Origin of the sequence: Streptomyces sp. NPDC002232, from assembly GCF_042890295.1 — a bacterium.
Classification (GTDB): domain Bacteria; phylum Actinomycetota; class Actinomycetes; order Streptomycetales; family Streptomycetaceae; genus Streptomyces.
This window is the reverse complement of the sequence record NZ_JBIARV010000001.1, coordinates 551,345-566,578: the sequence shown is the minus strand read 5'-3', so window position 1 is coordinate 566,578 and position 15,234 is coordinate 551,345. Positions and strand designations below refer to the sequence as shown.

The window sequence follows — 15,234 nt, the reverse complement described above, 5'->3', positions numbered from 1 at the left end:
ACCACGGCTCGTCGGCGGCACGCTTCGCGTAACGTCGACGTCCGCGTCTCCCGAGGCGGCGGCCACGGCACACGGCCGCCTCACCCGCACCACCACACCCACCAGGACCGGCGATCCACGTGAGCTCCTCCTCCACCACCCGGCGTACGCCGCCGCACCAGGGACAGCCGTACCCGGGGCCGGGACGGCAGCGGACCCCGGGCGCGTACCGGCTGGTGCGCACCACGCCGGCCCCGCTGGATCCCCCTCAGCTGGACGCAGTCCAGCGGGAAGTGGTTGACCACGCCGACGGACCTCTCCTCGTCCTCGCCGGACCCGGCACCGGCAAGACGACCACGCTGGTGGAGGCGGTCGCCGCCCGCATGGAGAAGGGCGCCGACCCCGAGCGTCTCCTCGTCCTCACCTTCAGCCGCAAGGCCGCCGTCGAACTCCGCGACCGGATGGCCGCCCGGCTCGGCGGCCGCCGCCCGCCGCAGGCGACGACCTTCCACTCGTACTGCTACGCCCTCATCCGCGCCCACCAGGACGCCGAACTCTTCGCCGAACCGCTGCGGCTGCTGTCCGGACCCGAGCAGGACCTCGCCGTCCGCGAGCTGCTCGCCGGCCAGATCGACCTGCGGAAGGCGGGCCTCGGGCACGTCCGCTGGCCCGACGAGCTCCGCGCCTGCCTCACCACCCGCGGCTTCGCCGACGAGGTGCGGGCCGTCCTCGCGCGCTCCCGCGAGCTGGGCCTCGGACCCGACGCGCTGGCCCGCTTCGCGGACCGGGTCGGCCGCCCCGACTGGAAGGCCGCGGCCGGCTTCCTCGCCGAGTACCTCGACGTCCTCGACCTCCAGGGCGTCCTCGACTACGCCGAGCTCGTCCACCGGGCCGTGCCGCTCGCCCGGGACACCCGCCTGCCCGGATACGACGCGATCTACGTCGACGAGTACCAGGACACCGACCCCGCCCAGGTCCGGCTCCTGCACGCGCTCGCCGGCGACGGGCGCGGCACGGTCGTCGCCTTCGGCGACCCCGACCAGTCCATCTACGCCTTCCGGGGCGCCGACGTGAACGGCATCCTCGACTTCCCGTCCGCCTTCGGCGGTGCCGACGTCCGCGTCCTCGGCGCCTCGCGCCGCTCCGGCGCCGACCTGCTCGGGGCGACCCGGCTGCTCGCCCAGCGGATGCCGATGCCCCGGCTCCCCGCCGACAAGGTCCGCGCCCACCGCGACCTCGCCCCCACCCGGGACGGCGGCCGGGCGGAGGCGTACACGTACCCCACGGCCTCGGCGGAGGCCGAGAACATCGCCGACCTGCTGCGCCGCGCGCACCTGGAGGACGGCGTGCCCTGGCAGGACATGGCCGTCCTCACCCGCGCCGCCGCCTCCCTGCCGTCCCTCCGCCGCGCCCTCACCTCGGCGGGCGTCCCGGTCGAGACGGACGCGGCGGACACCCCCCTGCGCCACGAACCGGCCGTGACCCCGCTCCTGCTGGCACTGAGGGCGGTGGCCCGGGTGGTGGGCACGCGTGCCGCCGCGCCGGACCAGGTGGTGGGCACGCGTGCCGCCGGGGCGGAAGGGGTGGGCACCACCCACGACGGCGCCGCACCCGCTCCGGACGGTGAGCCCCGGGACGCCGAGGCCACGCCGGACGGCGACCCGGCGGAGGCCGACGCCCCGGCCGAGCCGGTGCCCGACCCGTCGCCACTCGCCCCGTCGCCGACGGACGCCGAGCCGGTGCCCGACCCGTCGCAGGCGGGCGACGAGACCGTGCCCGGCCTGCCGCAGGCCGACGCCGAGCCGGTGCCCGACCAGCCGCCGCCGGGCGCCGGGCCCACCGCCCCGGAGCCGCCCGCCACCGCCGCATGGCTCTCCGTGGAGACCGCCCTGGAGCTGCTCGCCTCGCCCCTCGCCGGAGTGGACCCCGCCGACCTCCGGAGGCTCGGCCGCGCCCTGAGGGACGAGGAACGCGCCGCCGGCAACAAGATCCCGCCGCCCTCCGACGTCCTCCTGGCGAAGGCCCTCGCCGAACCCGAGCGCCTCGTCGCCCACGACCCCGCGTACGCCAAGGGCGCGCAGCGGCTCGGCCTGCTCCTCCAGGAGACCCGCGCCCTCCTCGCCGCCGGCGGCACCGCCGAGGAGGCCCTCTGGGTGCTGTGGAAGGGCACCCCGTGGCCCGGCCGCCTGGAGCGCGCCGCTCTGCGCGGCGGCCCCGCCGGACGCAACGCCGACCGCGACCTCGACGCCGTCTGCGCGCTCTTCGAGACCGCCGCCCGCGCCGAGGAGCGCGTCGGCGGCCGGGGCGTCCTCAACTTCCTGGAGGAGCTCGACGCCCAGGACATCGCCGCCGACACCCTCACCCGCCGGCACACCCGCCCCGACGCCGTCCGCCTGATGACCGCCCACCGCTCCAAGGGCCTGGAGTGGGGCTTCGTGGTCGTCGCGGCCCTCCAGGAGGGCCTCTGGCCGGACCTCCGCCGCCGCGGCTCGCTCCTGGAGGCCGACCGCATCGGGCGCGACGGCCTCGCCGAACCGCTCAGCCCCGGCGCCCTCCTCGCCGAGGAGCGCCGCCTCTTCTACGTCGCCGCCACCCGCGCACGGGACCGGCTCGTCGTCACCGCGGTGAAGGCCGCGGCCGAGGACGGCGACCAGCCGTCCCGCTTCCTCACCGAGCTCGGCGCCGAACCGAAGGACGTGCCCGGCCGCCCCCGCCGCCCGCTCGCGGTCTCCGCCCTGGTCGCCGAGCTCCGCGCCACCACCGTCGACCCGGAGGCCTCGCCCGAGCTCCGCGAGGCCGCCGCGGACCGGCTCGCCCAGCTGGCCGCGCTCACCGACGACGACGGCCAGCCGCTCGTCCCGGCCGCCCACCCCGACCGCTGGTGGGGGCTCTTCGAGCCGACCCGGAGCCCGGAGCCGCTGCGCGACCGCGACCGGCCGGTGGCCCTGTCGCCGAGCGCCCTGGAGAACCTCGTCGGCACCTGCTCCCTCCAGTGGTTCCTGGGCCGCGAGGTCAAGGCGGCGGCCCCCGCCACCGCCGCCCAGGGCTTCGGGAACGTCGTGCACGTCCTCGCCGACGAGGTCGCCTCCGGCCGCACCCCGGCCGACCTCGACGTCCTCATGGCCCGGCTGGACTCCGTCTGGGACGCCCTCGCCTTCGACGCGCCCTGGAAGTCGGCGCAGGAGAAGCAGCACGCGCGCGTGGCCCTGGAACGCTTCCTGAGCTGGCACGTCATGGACCGCGGCGGCCGCACCCCCGCCGCGTCCGAGCACGGCTTCGACGTGACGCTGGAGGCGGGGGAGTACCAGGTCCGCATCCGCGGCTCCATGGACCGCGTCGAGACCGACGAGCACGGGCGCGCGTACGTCGTCGACTTCAAGACCGGCAAGTCCGCGCCCACCAAGGACGAGGTCGCCCACCACCCGCAGCTCGCCGTCTACCAGCTCGCCGTGCGGGAGGGCGCCCTCGACGAGGTCTTCGGCGGCGACCGCCCGGAGCCCGGCGGCGCCGAGCTCGTCCAGCTGCGGCAGGCCGCCGCCAAGAAGGAGGGCGGCGACGCCCTGCCCAAGGTCCAGGCGCAGGAGCCCCTGACCGGGGAGTGGGTCGGCGAGCTGCTCGCCACCGCGGCCGGCCGGGTCCTCGACGAGCGGTTCGCGCCGAGCACCGGCCAGCACTGCACGACCTGCTCCTTCCGGGCCTCGTGCAGCGCCCGGCCGGAGGGCCGCCAGGTCGTCGACTGACCCGGCACCGGCCCGGGCCTCGCCCGCGCGGAGTAGCGGGCACGCGGGCGCGGGGCGACCCTGGTGGACAGGGGTGTCCGGGAACGCGAGGAGGCTCGCATGGCGTCCCACCGAAAGCTCCGCGCCGCGGCGGTCGTCTGCGCCGTCGTCGTCGCCGGACCCGCGCCCGCCGCGGCCTGGGCGGCGACCACCGCGCCCGCCGCCCCCACAGGCGCCGCGGCCCCCGCACCCGCCGTCCCACCCGGCGCCCGGGCCGCCGCGCCCGCCCCCTCCCCGGATCCCTTCGCACACCTCACCGCCGACGAGATCGGGCAGCGCGCCGTGACGGCCACCCGGTCCGCGACCTCCCTGCGCATGACCGGCCGGGTCGTCAGCGACGGACAGCCGCTCGACATCGACTTCGCGGTCAACGACCGCGACGAGTGCACCGGCCTGATGAGGATCAAGGGCGGCACCGCCGAACTGCGCAGGGCCGACCACGTCACCTACATGAAGGGCGACGAGGCGTTCTGGCGGGTCTCCATGGGCTCCCAGGGCATCCCGGAGCCGCAGATCTCGGCCACCCTCGAACTGATCAAGGGCCGCTGGCTGAAGATCGCCCCGGGACAGGCGGGCAGCGAGGCCCTCAGCGGCGTCTGCGACCTGAAGTCCCTCCTCGACGACCTGGACAAGGACAAGCAGCAGCGCAGCGGACTGACCCGGGGCCCGGACGGCAGCGTGGCCGGAACGCCCGTCGCGACCCTGGTGAAGAAGCGGACCGACGGCGGGACGACCACGGTGTCCGTCGCCGAGCGGGGCAAGCCGTACATCCTGAAGATCGTGAAGGCGGGCGGCGACGAGCCCGGCACGATGCTCTTCCGCGACTACGACAAGCCGGTCGTGGTGAAGACCCCACCGGCCGACCAGACCGTGGACCTCTCGAAGCTGGACGGCGGGGTCCCCGCGTAACAGCGCAGGTCAGCGGCGTACGAGGGCGGAATGTCGGTCGGCCCCGTTAGCCTCGTCCGAGTGACCGCACACCTCACCGACCCCGAGCAGCTCAAGGAGCTCCTCGGCATCCCGTTCACCCCGGAGCAGACGGCCTGCATCACCGCGCCGCTCGCCCCGCAGGTCGTCGTGGCCGGAGCCGGGTCCGGCAAGACGACCGTGATGGCCGCCCGGGTGGTCTGGCTGGTCGGCACGGGCCAGGTCGCCCCCGAGCAGGTCCTGGGTCTCACCTTCACCAACAAGGCGGCGGGCGAGCTCGCCGAGCGCGTCCGCACCGCCCTCGTCCGCGCCGGCGTCACCGACCCCGACGTCATCGACCCGGACGACCCTCCCGGCGAGCCCCGCATCTCCACCTACCACGCCTTCGCCGGACAGCTCCTGACCGACCACGGCCTGCGCATCGGCCTGGAGCCCACCTCCCGGCTCCTCGCCGACGCCACCCGCTACCAGCTCGCCGCGCGCGTGCTGCGCGAGGCCCCCGGCCCGTACCCCGCGCTCACCCGGTCCTTCCCGACGCTCATCACCGACCTGCTCGCCCTCGACGCCGAGCTCGCCGAGCACCTCGTGCCGCCGGAGCGGCTCCGGGCGTACGACTCCGAGCTCCTCGACGCCCTCGCCGGCGCCCGGCTCAGCAACGCCGAGCTGCGCAAGATCCCCGAGGCCGCCGCCGCCCGCCGCGAGCTCCTCGACCTCGTCGTCCGCTACCGCGCCGCCAAGCGCTCCCGCGACCTGCTCGACTTCGGCGACCAGATCGCCCGCTCCGCCGAGCTCGCCACCACCCGGCCCGAGGTCGGCGCGATCCTCCGCGAGGAGTTCCGGGTCGTCCTCCTCGACGAGTACCAGGACACCTCCGTCGCCCAGCGGCTGCTGCTCTCCGGCCTCTTCGGCCAGGGCCCTTCCGGCGCCGCCACCGGACACGCCGTGACCGCCGTCGGCGACCCCTGCCAGGCCATCTACGGCTGGCGCGGCGCCTCCGTCGCGAACCTGGACGACTTCCCCGAGCACTTCCCGCACGCCGACGGCCGCCCCGCCAACCGCTTCTCCCTCTCCGAGAACCGGCGCAGCGGCGGCCGCCTCCTGGACCTCGCCAACGGTCTCGCCGCCCCCCTCCGCGCCCTGCACGAGGGCGTGGAGGCGCTGCGCCCCGCGCCCGGCGCCGAGGCCGACGGCACCGTACGGATCGCGCTGCTGCCCACCCACGCCGAGGAGATCGACTGGATCGCCGACTCCCTCGCCCACCTCGTACGGACCGGCCGGGAGCCCGGCGAGATCGCCGTCCTGTGCCGGACCGCCGGCGACTTCCCCGCCCTCCACGCGGCCCTCGTCGCCCGTGACGTGCCCGTCGAGGTCGTGGGCCTCTCCGGCCTCCTCCACCTGCCCGAGATCGCCGACCTCGTCGCCGTCTGCGAGGTCCTCCAGGACCCGGGGGCCAACGCCGCCCTCGTCCGCCTCCTCACGGGCCCCCGCTGGCGCATCGGCGCCCGCGACCTCGCCCTCCTCGGCCGGCGCGCCCGCCTCCTGGTCCACCGGGGCGGCGAGGACGCGGACCCCGACCAGCGGCTCGCCGCCGCCGTCGAGGGCGTCGACCCGGCCGAGGTCGTCTCCCTCGCCGACGCCCTCGACACCTTCCTCGACTCCGGCGGCGCCGACGACGGCCTGGCCTTCTCCGCCGAGGCCCGGGTCCGCTTCGCGCGCCTCGCCGCCGAGCTGCGCGCCCTGCGCGGCTCGCTCGCCGACCCCCTGATGGACGTGCTGCACCGGGTCCTCGGCGCGACCGGCCTGGAGGTCGAGCTCTCGGCCTCCCCGCACGCGCTCGCGGCCCGCCGCCGCGAGACCCTCGGCCACTTCCTCGACGTCGCCGCCGGCTTCGCCTCCCTCGACGGCGAGGCGAGCCTCCTCGCCTTCCTGGGCTTCCTGCGGACCGCCGTCCAGTTCGAGAAGGGCCTCGACAGCGCGCTGCCGGGCGGCGAGAACACCGTCAAGGTCCTCACCGCCCACAAGTCCAAGGGCCTCGAATGGGACGTCGTCGCCGTCCCCGGCCTGGTCACCGGCCAGTTCCCGAGCGCCCGCGCCCGCGAGTCCTGGACCTCGCAGCCCCAGGTGCTCCCGCACGCCCTGCGCGGCGACGCGGCCACCCTGCCGGACCTCGGCACCTGGGACGCCAAGGCCCTGACGGCCTTCAAGAACGAGATGCGGGACCACCAGCACACCGAGGAGCTCCGCCTCGGTTACGTCACCTTCACCCGCCCCCGCTCCCTGCTCCTCGGATCCGCCCACTGGTGGGGCCCGGCCCAGAAGAAGCCCCGCGGCCCCTCGGACTTCCTCCGGGAGCTGTACGACCACTGCGCGGCCGGGCACGGCGAGATCGAGGCCTGGGCGGACGAACCGGAGCAGGACGCGGAGAACCCGTCCCTCGCCGCCGGAGGCGCGGACCTGGCCTGGCCGCTTCCCCTGGACGACGAGGCGCTGGCCCGCAGGAGGAAGGCGGCGGAACGGGTCAAGGACCGGCTGTGGGCGCACGCCCCGCGGCACGGGACCGAGGAGCCCCGCCCCGGGGGCACGGCACCCGGCCGCGCCGACGCCGACCCCGAGGACCTCTGGCCGGACGAGCCCGACGACCTCCACGAGCCCACCGACCTCGACGAGCCCGAGGAGCCCGACGAGCCGCACGAGCCCGAGGAGCCCGACGAGGACGAACCCGTCTGGGACGAGGAGGCGCTCCCCGAGGACACCCACAAGGACGCGGTCCCGCCGCCCCGCGCGCGGGGCCGGTCGCTCACCCCCGAGGACACCAGGACCGTCGCCTCCTGGGACCGCGACCTCGCGGCCCTCACCGCCGAGCTCCGCCGCGCCCGCGCGACCACCCGGGACGTCGTGCTGCCCGCGTACCTCTCCGCCTCCCAGGTGCTGCGCCTCGCCGCCGACCCCGACGGCTTCGCCCAGGAGCTGGCCCGGCCCATGCCCAAGGCGCCGCAGCCCGCCGCCCGCCGGGGCACCCGCTTCCACGCGTGGGTGGAGTCCCGCTTCGAGGAGCTCCCGCTGCCGTTCCTCGGACCGGAGGAGCTGCCCGGCGGCGAGGACTTCGCGGGGGAGCCGGAGATCCTCGACGAGCGGGACCTCGACGAGCTCAAGGAGGCCTTCGCCCGCACCCCGTACGCCCACCGGACCCCGTACCGCGTCGAGGTCCCCGTGCACCTGTCCCTCGCGGGCCGGGTCGTCCGGGGCAGGATCGACGCCGTCTACCGGGACCCGGACTCCGGCGCGTACGAGATCGTCGACTGGAAAACCAGCCGGGAGCGCTCCGCGGACCCCCTCCAGCTGGCGATCTACCGGCTCGCCTGGGCCGAGCAGCACGGCCTCGCACCGGAGGAGGTGGCCGCCGCCTTCGTGTACGTCCGGACGGGTGAGGTCGCCCGCCCCGCCCGCCTGCCCGGCCGGGCCGGTCTCGAGGCCATCCTGCTGGGCGGGGCACCCCCGGACGCCGGATAGGCTCGGGGCATGAGCGAGACCCCGGACAGCGCCGTCCGCACCGTACGCGCGTACGTCGAGCAGCACCGCGCCGCCTTCCTCGGCGACCTGGCCGCATGGCTGCGCATCCCCTCCGTGTCCGCCCAGCCGGAGCGGGCCGGAGACGTGCGGCGCAGCGCCGAGTGGCTCGCCGCCAAGCTCACGGAGACCGGGTTCACCACGGTCGAGGTCTGGGAGACGCCCGGCGCCCCCGCCGTCTTCGCCGAGTGGCCCTCCGGCGACCCGGACGCCCCGACCGTCCTCGTCTACGGCCACCACGACGTGCAGCCCGCCGCCCGCGAGGACGGCTGGCGCACGGACCCGTTCGAGCCGACCGTGGTCGACGGCCGGATGTACGCGCGCGGGGCGGCCGACGACAAGGGGCAGGTCCTCTTCCACACCCTCGGGGTCCGCGCCCACCTCGCCGCCACGGGCCGCACCGCGCCCGCCGTGAACCTCAAGCTGATCGTCGAGGGCGAGGAGGAGTCCGGCTCCCCGCACTTCCGCGCGCTCGTCGAGGAGCACGCCGGACGGCTCACCGCCGACGCCGTGATCGTCTCCGACACCGGCATGTGGTCCGAGACCACCCCCACCGTCTGCACCGGGATGCGCGGCGTCGCCGACTGCGAGATCGAGCTGTACGGCCCCGACCAGGACATCCACTCCGGCTCCTTCGGCGGCGCCGTGCCGAACCCGGCCACCGTCGCGGGACGCGTCGTCGCCGCCCTCCACGACGAGCACGAGCGCGTCGCGATCCCCGGCTTCTACGACGGCGTGACCGAACTCACCGACGCCGAGCGCGCCCTCGTCGCCGAGCTGCCCTTCGACGAGGCCGCCTGGCTGCGCACCGCCAAGTCCCACGGCACGCTCGGCGAGGCCGGCTTCACGACCCTGGAGCGGGTCTGGGCCCGGCCCACCGCCGAGGTCAACGGCATCGGCGGCGGCTACCAGGGCCCCGGCGGCAAGACGATCGTCCCCGCCTCCGCCCAGCTGAAGCTGTCCTTCCGGCTGGTCGCGGGCCAGGACCCGGCCAAGATCGAGCTCGCGGTCCGCGACTGGCTCGCCGGACTCGTGCCCGCCGGCATCCGGTACGAGATCGTCTTCGGCGCCCCGACCCGCCCCTGCCTCACCCCCCTCGACCACCCCGCCCTCAAGGCGGTGGCCGGGGCGATGAGCCGGGCCTTCGACGGCGCCAAGGTCCGCTACACCCGAGAGGGCGGCTCCGGGCCGGCCGCCGACCTCCAGGACGTCCTGGAGGCACCCGTCCTGTTCCTCGGCATCTCCGTCCCGTCCGACGGCTGGCACGCACCCGACGAGAAGATCGAGCTCGATCTCCTCATGAAGGGCGTCGAGACGACCGCGCTCCTGTGGGGCGACCTGCCCGCCGCCCTCCACACCAGCGCCCGCTGAACCCACACACCGATCCGGGGGAGTTGGAAGCACCTGTGAGCACCTTGAAGAACGCGTCAGCGGACCGCCCGATCTCGCTCACCGCCCCGAGCGGCATCGACCGCGCCGCGCACCACCGCCTCGACGAGGCGTGGCTGGCGGCCGCCTGGAGCCACCCCACCACCCGGGTCTTCGTGGTCTCCGGGGGCCAGGTGCTCATCGACGACCGCCCCGACGGCACCACCGAGCTCGTGATGACCCCGGCCTTCGAGGCCCCGGTCACCGAGACCCACCGCTACTTCCTGGGCACGGACGCCGACGGCGTCTCGTACTTCGCGCTCCAGAAGGACTCGCTGCCGGGCCGCATGGACCAGTCCGCCCGCCCCGCCGGGCTGCGCGAGGCCGGTCTGCTGCTCTCCGACCGGGACGCGGGCCTCATGGTGCACGCGGTGGCGCTGGAGAACTGGCAGCGCCTCCACCGCTTCTGCTCCCGCTGCGGCGAGCGCACGGTCGTCGCGGCCGCCGGTCACGTCCGCCGCTGCCAGGCCTGCGGCGCCGAGCACTACCCGCGCACCGACCCCGCGGTGATCATGCTGGTCACCGACGACCAGGACCGGGCGCTGCTCGGCCGGCAGGTGCACTGGCCGGAGGGACGCTTCTCGACCCTCGCCGGCTTCGTGGAGCCGGGCGAGTCCATCGAGGCGTCGGTGGCCCGCGAGGTCTTCGAGGAGGCCGGCGTCACGGTCGGCGAGGTCGAGTACATCGCCAGCCAGCCGTGGCCCTTCCCCTCCAGCCTGATGCTGGGCTTCTTCGCCCGCGCCACGTCCTCGGAGATACAGGTGGACGGCGAGGAGATCCACGAGGCCCGCTGGTTCTCCCGCGACGACCTGGCCGCCGGCTTCGAGTCCGGCGAGGTGCTGCCCCCGTACGGCATCTCGATCGCCTCCCGTCTGATCGAGCGCTGGTACGGCAAGCCGCTGCCGAAGCCCGGCGACGTGGTCTGAGCCGGTCCCGCACCTGAGGAAGGTCCCCGCCCGGACGGCCGGACGGGGACTGCTCAGCGGCTCACCGGCCGAGCAGGTGCCGCCTGAGGCTCCGGCCCAGCGGCCGCTCGACGAGACGGTGCACCAGGTACGACAGCACGAGCATCCCGAGCAGCACGGCGGAGAGCAGCACCCAGGGGGAGACCCGCCCCCCGAAGCGCGCGAAGAACTCCCAGCCGATGACCTCGTGCAGCAGGTACAGGGGATAGGTCAGCGCCCCGGCCACCGGCAGCCACCGCCACTGGACGCCGGAGAGCCTGCCGGTCGCGACGAGCGCCATCACGCCGAAGAAGGCGGCGAGCACGACGAGCACGGGCCACGCCGGCCGGTCGCCGAGGAAGGTGAGCCCCTTGAACTTCTCGATGGACGGCGCGAGCGAGGCGCAGTAGCAGACCCCGACGACGCCGAAGAGCATCAGGTTCGGGCGGAACCGGTACATCAGGTAGAAGGCCATGCCCGCGATGAAGAACCAGCTGTACTCGGGCATCAGCAGCAGCCGCAGGGGGCCGGGCGCGGCCGGGGCGACCAGGGCGCTCGCCGCGCCCCACACGCAGCAGAAGAGCAGCACCCGGCGGTAGGTCAGGCCCCACCAGGCGAGCACCGTGAAGAGCAGGTAGAAGCGGAGCTCGGCGAAGAGGGTCCAGTAGACCGCGTCGACGGAGTCGGCGCCCAGCGGCTCCTGGAGCATCGTCAGATTGGTGAGGATGTCGTTCCAGGGCAGGTGGTCCCGCCCGCCGGGGATCACCGCGACGGTGACCGACGTGGCGACGACGGCGAACCAGTACGCCGGGTACAGACGCGCCACACGGGAGACGAAGAAGTCCTTCACCGGCCTGCCCCAGCCGCTCATGCAGATGACGAAGCCGCTGATGAGGAAGAAGAACTCCACGCCGAGATAGCCGTACGAGGCCACGGCGTAGGTGTCGGGGAAGAGCCGCTCGACCGGCGCGGGCCAGCCCGCCCCGAAGGCGAGGTAGTGGTAGCCGACCACCATGAGGGCGGCGACGAGACGCAGGCCGTCGAGGACGTGGAGACGTCCGCGGCCTCGGCCCGCCGCGTCCGGCCTGGTGCCCGGCACGCGGCTCCAGGACACGGGCGCGGCCGGCGGAGCAGGGGCTGTCTGGTTGAGCACGAGGTATCCCACCTGGATATGCAGTCGCAAATCTCGGTCGGGACGAGAGCATAGGCGTGCTCTCGGAAGCCGCACAAAGAAAGGGCACTGTGTGACGCGCTTCACGGCGAAAGGCTTCTCGCGGAGTTCGCGCGGGCGAAACCCCGGTCACACCGTACCTCCCGACTGCCTGCCGTCCCCCCGGTCCGCCGCCACTCCTCGCGGTCTCCGCAGAGACGTTTCGCGATCTTCACCCGAACCCCCAGGGATCTCCCCGCCGCCCCGGACCTGGCCCCGACCGCGCCCCGGACGCACGGAACCCCCGGCCGGTCGTGTCACCGGTCGGGGGTTCCGTGCGGGGAGCCGCGGAAGGGCTCAGACGCCGATCTTCTGCTTGACCTGCGCGAGGCTCGGGTTCGTCAGGGTCGAACCGTCGGCGAAGAGCACGGTCGGCACCGTCTGGTTGCCGCCGTTGGCCTTCTCGACGAACGCGGCCGAGTCCGGGTCCTGCTCGATGTTGATCTCCGTGTACGCGATGCCCTCGCGCTCCATCTGGCTCTTCAGCCGACGGCAGTAGCCGCACCACGTGGTGCTGTACATCGTCACAGTGCCCTGCATGACCTGGCGCTCCTCTTGGTTCGCTGACGGGTGCCGAGAAGGAGAACGTCCCCGTTCACCGCCCCATTCCCGCAGATCGTACGACCGGCGTCCCCCGCCTGTGGACGAGCCGCCGCACCGGCCCCGGCGACCTGGCAGCATGGCGGGGTGACAGCAGCAACGCACTCCACTCTCTTCCCACAGGTCCCGGAGACGGCCGACGCGGTGCTCGACGGGCTCGACCCCGAGCAGCGCGAGGTCGCCCTTGCCCTGAGCGGGCCGGTGTGCGTCCTCGCGGGGGCCGGGACGGGCAAGACGCGCGCCCTCACCCACCGCATCGCGTACGGGGTGCGGGCGGGCGTCCTACAGCCCGCCAGTGTGCTGGCCGTCACCTTCACGAACCGTGCCGCGGGCGAGATGCGCGGCCGTCTCCGGCAGCTCGGCGCCGGCGGCGTCCAGGCCCGCACCTTCCACTCCGCGGCCCTCCGCCAGCTCCAGTTCTTCTGGCCGAAAGCAGTCGGCGGCGACCTGCCCCGGCTCCTGGAGCGGAAGATCCAGCTCGTCGCGGACGCCGCGGCCCGCTGCCGGATCCGGCTCGACCGGAACGAGCTCAGGGACGTGACCAGCGAGATCGAGTGGGCCAAGGTCACCCAGACCGTCCCCGCCGACTATCCGGCGGCGGTCGCCAAGTCCGTCAGGGAGGCCCCCCGCGACCCGGCCGAGATCGGCCAGATCTATGCCATGTACGAGCAGCTGAAGCGCGACCGCTCGGTGATCGACTTCGAGGACGTGCTGCTGCTCACCGTCGGCATCCTCCAGGACCGCCACGACATCGCCGACCAGATCCGCCGCCAGTACCAGCACTTCGTCGTGGACGAGTACCAGGACGTCTCCCCGCTCCAGCAGCGGCTGCTCGACCTGTGGCTCGGCGACCGGGACAACCTCTGCGTCGTCGGCGACGCCAGCCAGACGATCTACTCCTTCACCGGAGCCACCCCCGACCACCTCCTGAACTTCCGCACCCGGCACCCGGCCGCCACGGTCGTCAAGCTGGTCCGCGACTACCGCTCCACCCCGCAGGTCGTCCACCTGGCGAACGGGCTGCTGAGCCAGGCCCGCGGCCGGGCCGCCGAGCACCGCCTGGAGCTGATCTCCCAGCGCGGGACCGGACCCGAGCCGGTGTACACGGAGTACGCCGACGAGCCCGCCGAGGCCGAGGGCACCGCGCGCCGCATCCGCGACCTGATCGCCGCCGGCGTCCCGGCCGGAGAGATCGCCGTCCTCTACCGGATCAACGCCCAGTCCGAGGTCTACGAGCAGGCCCTCGCCGACGCGGGAGTGCCCTACCAGCTCCGCGGCGCCGAGCGCTTCTTCGAGCGCCAGGAGGTGCGGGAGGCGGGGATCGCCCTGCGCGGCGCCGCCCGCGCCGGGGGCAACGACTCGCTCCTCGACGACGTCGAGGACCTCCCCGCGCAGGTCAGGGCCGTCCTGTCCACCAAGGGCTGGACCAGCGCGGCGCCCGCCGGATCCGGCGCCGTCCGCGACCGCTGGGAGTCCCTCGCCGCCCTCGTCCGGCTCGCCGAGGACTTCGCCCGCGCCCGGCCCGGAGCGACCCTCTCCGACCTGGTCGCCGAGCTCGACGAGCGGGCCGCCGCCCAGCACGCCCCGACCGTCCAGGGCGTCACCCTGGCCTCGCTGCACGCGGCCAAGGGCCTCGAATGGGACGCCGTCTTCCTGGTCGGCCTCACCGAGGGCATGATGCCGATCACCTACGCCAGGACCGACGAGCAGGTCGAGGAGGAGCGCCGCCTGCTGTACGTGGGCGTCACCCGGGCCCGGGTCCACCTCACGCTCTCCTGGGGACTCTCCCGCTCGCCCGGGGGCCGTGCCAACCGGCGCCCCAGCCGCTTCCTCAAGGGGCTGCGTCCCGGCTCCGGCTCCCTCGGCACCATCGGCTCCGCCGGGGGCGGCTCCGTCGAGCGGGGGAGCGGCCCCGTCCGGCGCAGGCCGCGCGGCCCGGTCCTGTGCCGGGTCTGCGGCGCGACCCTCACCGAGGCGGGCGCCATGAAGCTGATGCGCTGCGAGGACTGCCCCTCGGACATGGACGAGGCCCTGTACGAGCGGCTCCGGGACTGGCGGTCGGAACAGGCCAGGGAGCTCGGCCAGCCGCCCTATTGCGTGTTCACCGACAAGACGCTCATGGCGATCGCGGAGCGCGTCCCCGCCACCGACGGGGAGCTCGCCTCGATCGCCGGCGTCGGCGCCCGCAAGCTCGACCGCTTCGGAGCCGAGGTCCTGGCCATCTGCGCAGGTGAGGAGGGTGGGGCGGGCCCGGACGAGACCTGATGAAAACTCGTCGGAAAAATAGTTTGCGCCCGCCCCGTCAAGCCCCATAGGTTCTTAACCACGGAAACAGCGCTTCTTCGAAGCCCTGTCTTCGTGCTGTACTTGTCCAAATAAACATGAGGGTCCGGCTCGCACCCGAGCCCTCCGAGACGCCGAGAGGAGGCGATTCCAGTGATCAGCTACACCATCCAGACCAGCACCGTCAGCACGGCCGGCTTTGTCAGCAGCGCCAAAATGACCGATCGCTCGGCCGTCTCCACCTGCTCGCTCGGCTTCTCCGCCTCGGCTCTCATTGGCACCGGTCTGCCCGTCGCCGGCCTGCCCGTCACCGGTCTTTCCGGTCTCGGCACGGTCGCCGTGGCCCCGCGCAATGAGCGACCGACCAAGGCACTGGAAGCAGGAGCAGCAGGCAAGGCCAAGGCCTATGACTTTGCGGCGACCGGTGCCGGAACCGAGCAGCAGACGACGACGCATGACCACATGATGTGGGCCTTCCGTGGGCTCGAACCCTGGAGTGATCCAGTCTGATCCATGA

At 74.3% G+C, this 15,234-nt stretch carries 9 protein-coding genes; 7 read left to right on the top strand and 2 right to left on the bottom strand.

Annotated features, from left to right (window positions below; all coding sequences use genetic code 11):
• The first annotated feature begins 119 nt into the window (after positions 1-119).
• The 5 genes from ACFYXU_RS02490 to nudC all read left to right on the top strand — a co-directional run bounded on the left by ACFYXU_RS02490 (position 120) and on the right by nudC (position 10,606).
• Complete coding sequence (locus ACFYXU_RS02490; RefSeq protein WP_389408007.1) at positions 120-3,719, top strand: UvrD-helicase domain-containing protein; 3,600 nt, start codon at positions 120-122, stop codon at positions 3,717-3,719.
• Positions 3,720-3,818: 99 nt separating this feature from the next.
• A complete protein-coding gene (locus ACFYXU_RS02485) occupies positions 3,819-4,667 on the top strand; it encodes a hypothetical protein (protein ID WP_389408008.1) in 849 nt (282 codons plus the stop codon).
• A 60-nt stretch (positions 4,668-4,727) separates the two neighbouring features.
• Positions 4,728-8,195: a UvrD-helicase domain-containing protein gene (locus tag ACFYXU_RS02480; protein WP_389408009.1), complete on the top strand. Its 3,468-nt coding sequence runs from the start codon at positions 4,728-4,730 to the stop codon at positions 8,193-8,195.
• A 9-nt stretch (positions 8,196-8,204) separates the two neighbouring features.
• Positions 8,205-9,623 (top strand): dipeptidase, encoded by a 1,419-nt coding sequence (locus ACFYXU_RS02475; protein WP_361401904.1) that lies wholly within the window; start codon positions 8,205-8,207, stop codon positions 9,621-9,623.
• A gap of 35 nt (positions 9,624-9,658) precedes the next feature.
• The gene (gene nudC / locus ACFYXU_RS02470) at positions 9,659-10,606 is read left to right on the top strand and encodes an NAD(+) diphosphatase (RefSeq protein ID WP_329851762.1); all 948 of its coding nucleotides are present in this window, start codon (positions 9,659-9,661) and stop codon (positions 10,604-10,606) included.
• A gap of 61 nt (positions 10,607-10,667) precedes the next feature.
• On the opposite strand, the gene ACFYXU_RS02465 is transcribed toward nudC, so the two are convergent.
• Together ACFYXU_RS02465 and ACFYXU_RS02460 are read right to left on the bottom strand one after the other, a co-directional pair.
• A complete protein-coding gene (locus ACFYXU_RS02465) occupies positions 10,668-11,723 on the bottom strand; it encodes an acyltransferase family protein (protein ID WP_376516670.1) in 1,056 nt (351 codons plus the stop codon).
• Positions 11,724-12,131: 408 nt separating this feature from the next.
• Positions 12,132-12,374 (bottom strand): mycoredoxin, encoded by a 243-nt coding sequence (locus tag ACFYXU_RS02460; protein WP_329851758.1) that lies wholly within the window; start codon positions 12,372-12,374, stop codon positions 12,132-12,134.
• A 147-nt stretch (positions 12,375-12,521) separates the two neighbouring features.
• On the opposite strand from ACFYXU_RS02460, the gene ACFYXU_RS02455 reads away from it, so the two are divergent.
• Both ACFYXU_RS02455 and ACFYXU_RS02450 read left to right on the top strand, forming a co-directional pair.
• Positions 12,522-14,699 (top strand): ATP-dependent DNA helicase UvrD2, encoded by a 2,178-nt coding sequence (locus tag ACFYXU_RS02455; protein WP_389408010.1) that lies wholly within the window; start codon positions 12,522-12,524, stop codon positions 14,697-14,699.
• A 171-nt stretch (positions 14,700-14,870) separates the two neighbouring features.
• Entirely contained in the window at positions 14,871-15,227 is a 357-nt protein-coding gene (locus ACFYXU_RS02450; RefSeq protein ID WP_361401916.1) for a hypothetical protein, read from the top strand.
• The last annotated feature ends 7 nt before the right edge of the window (positions 15,228-15,234 follow it).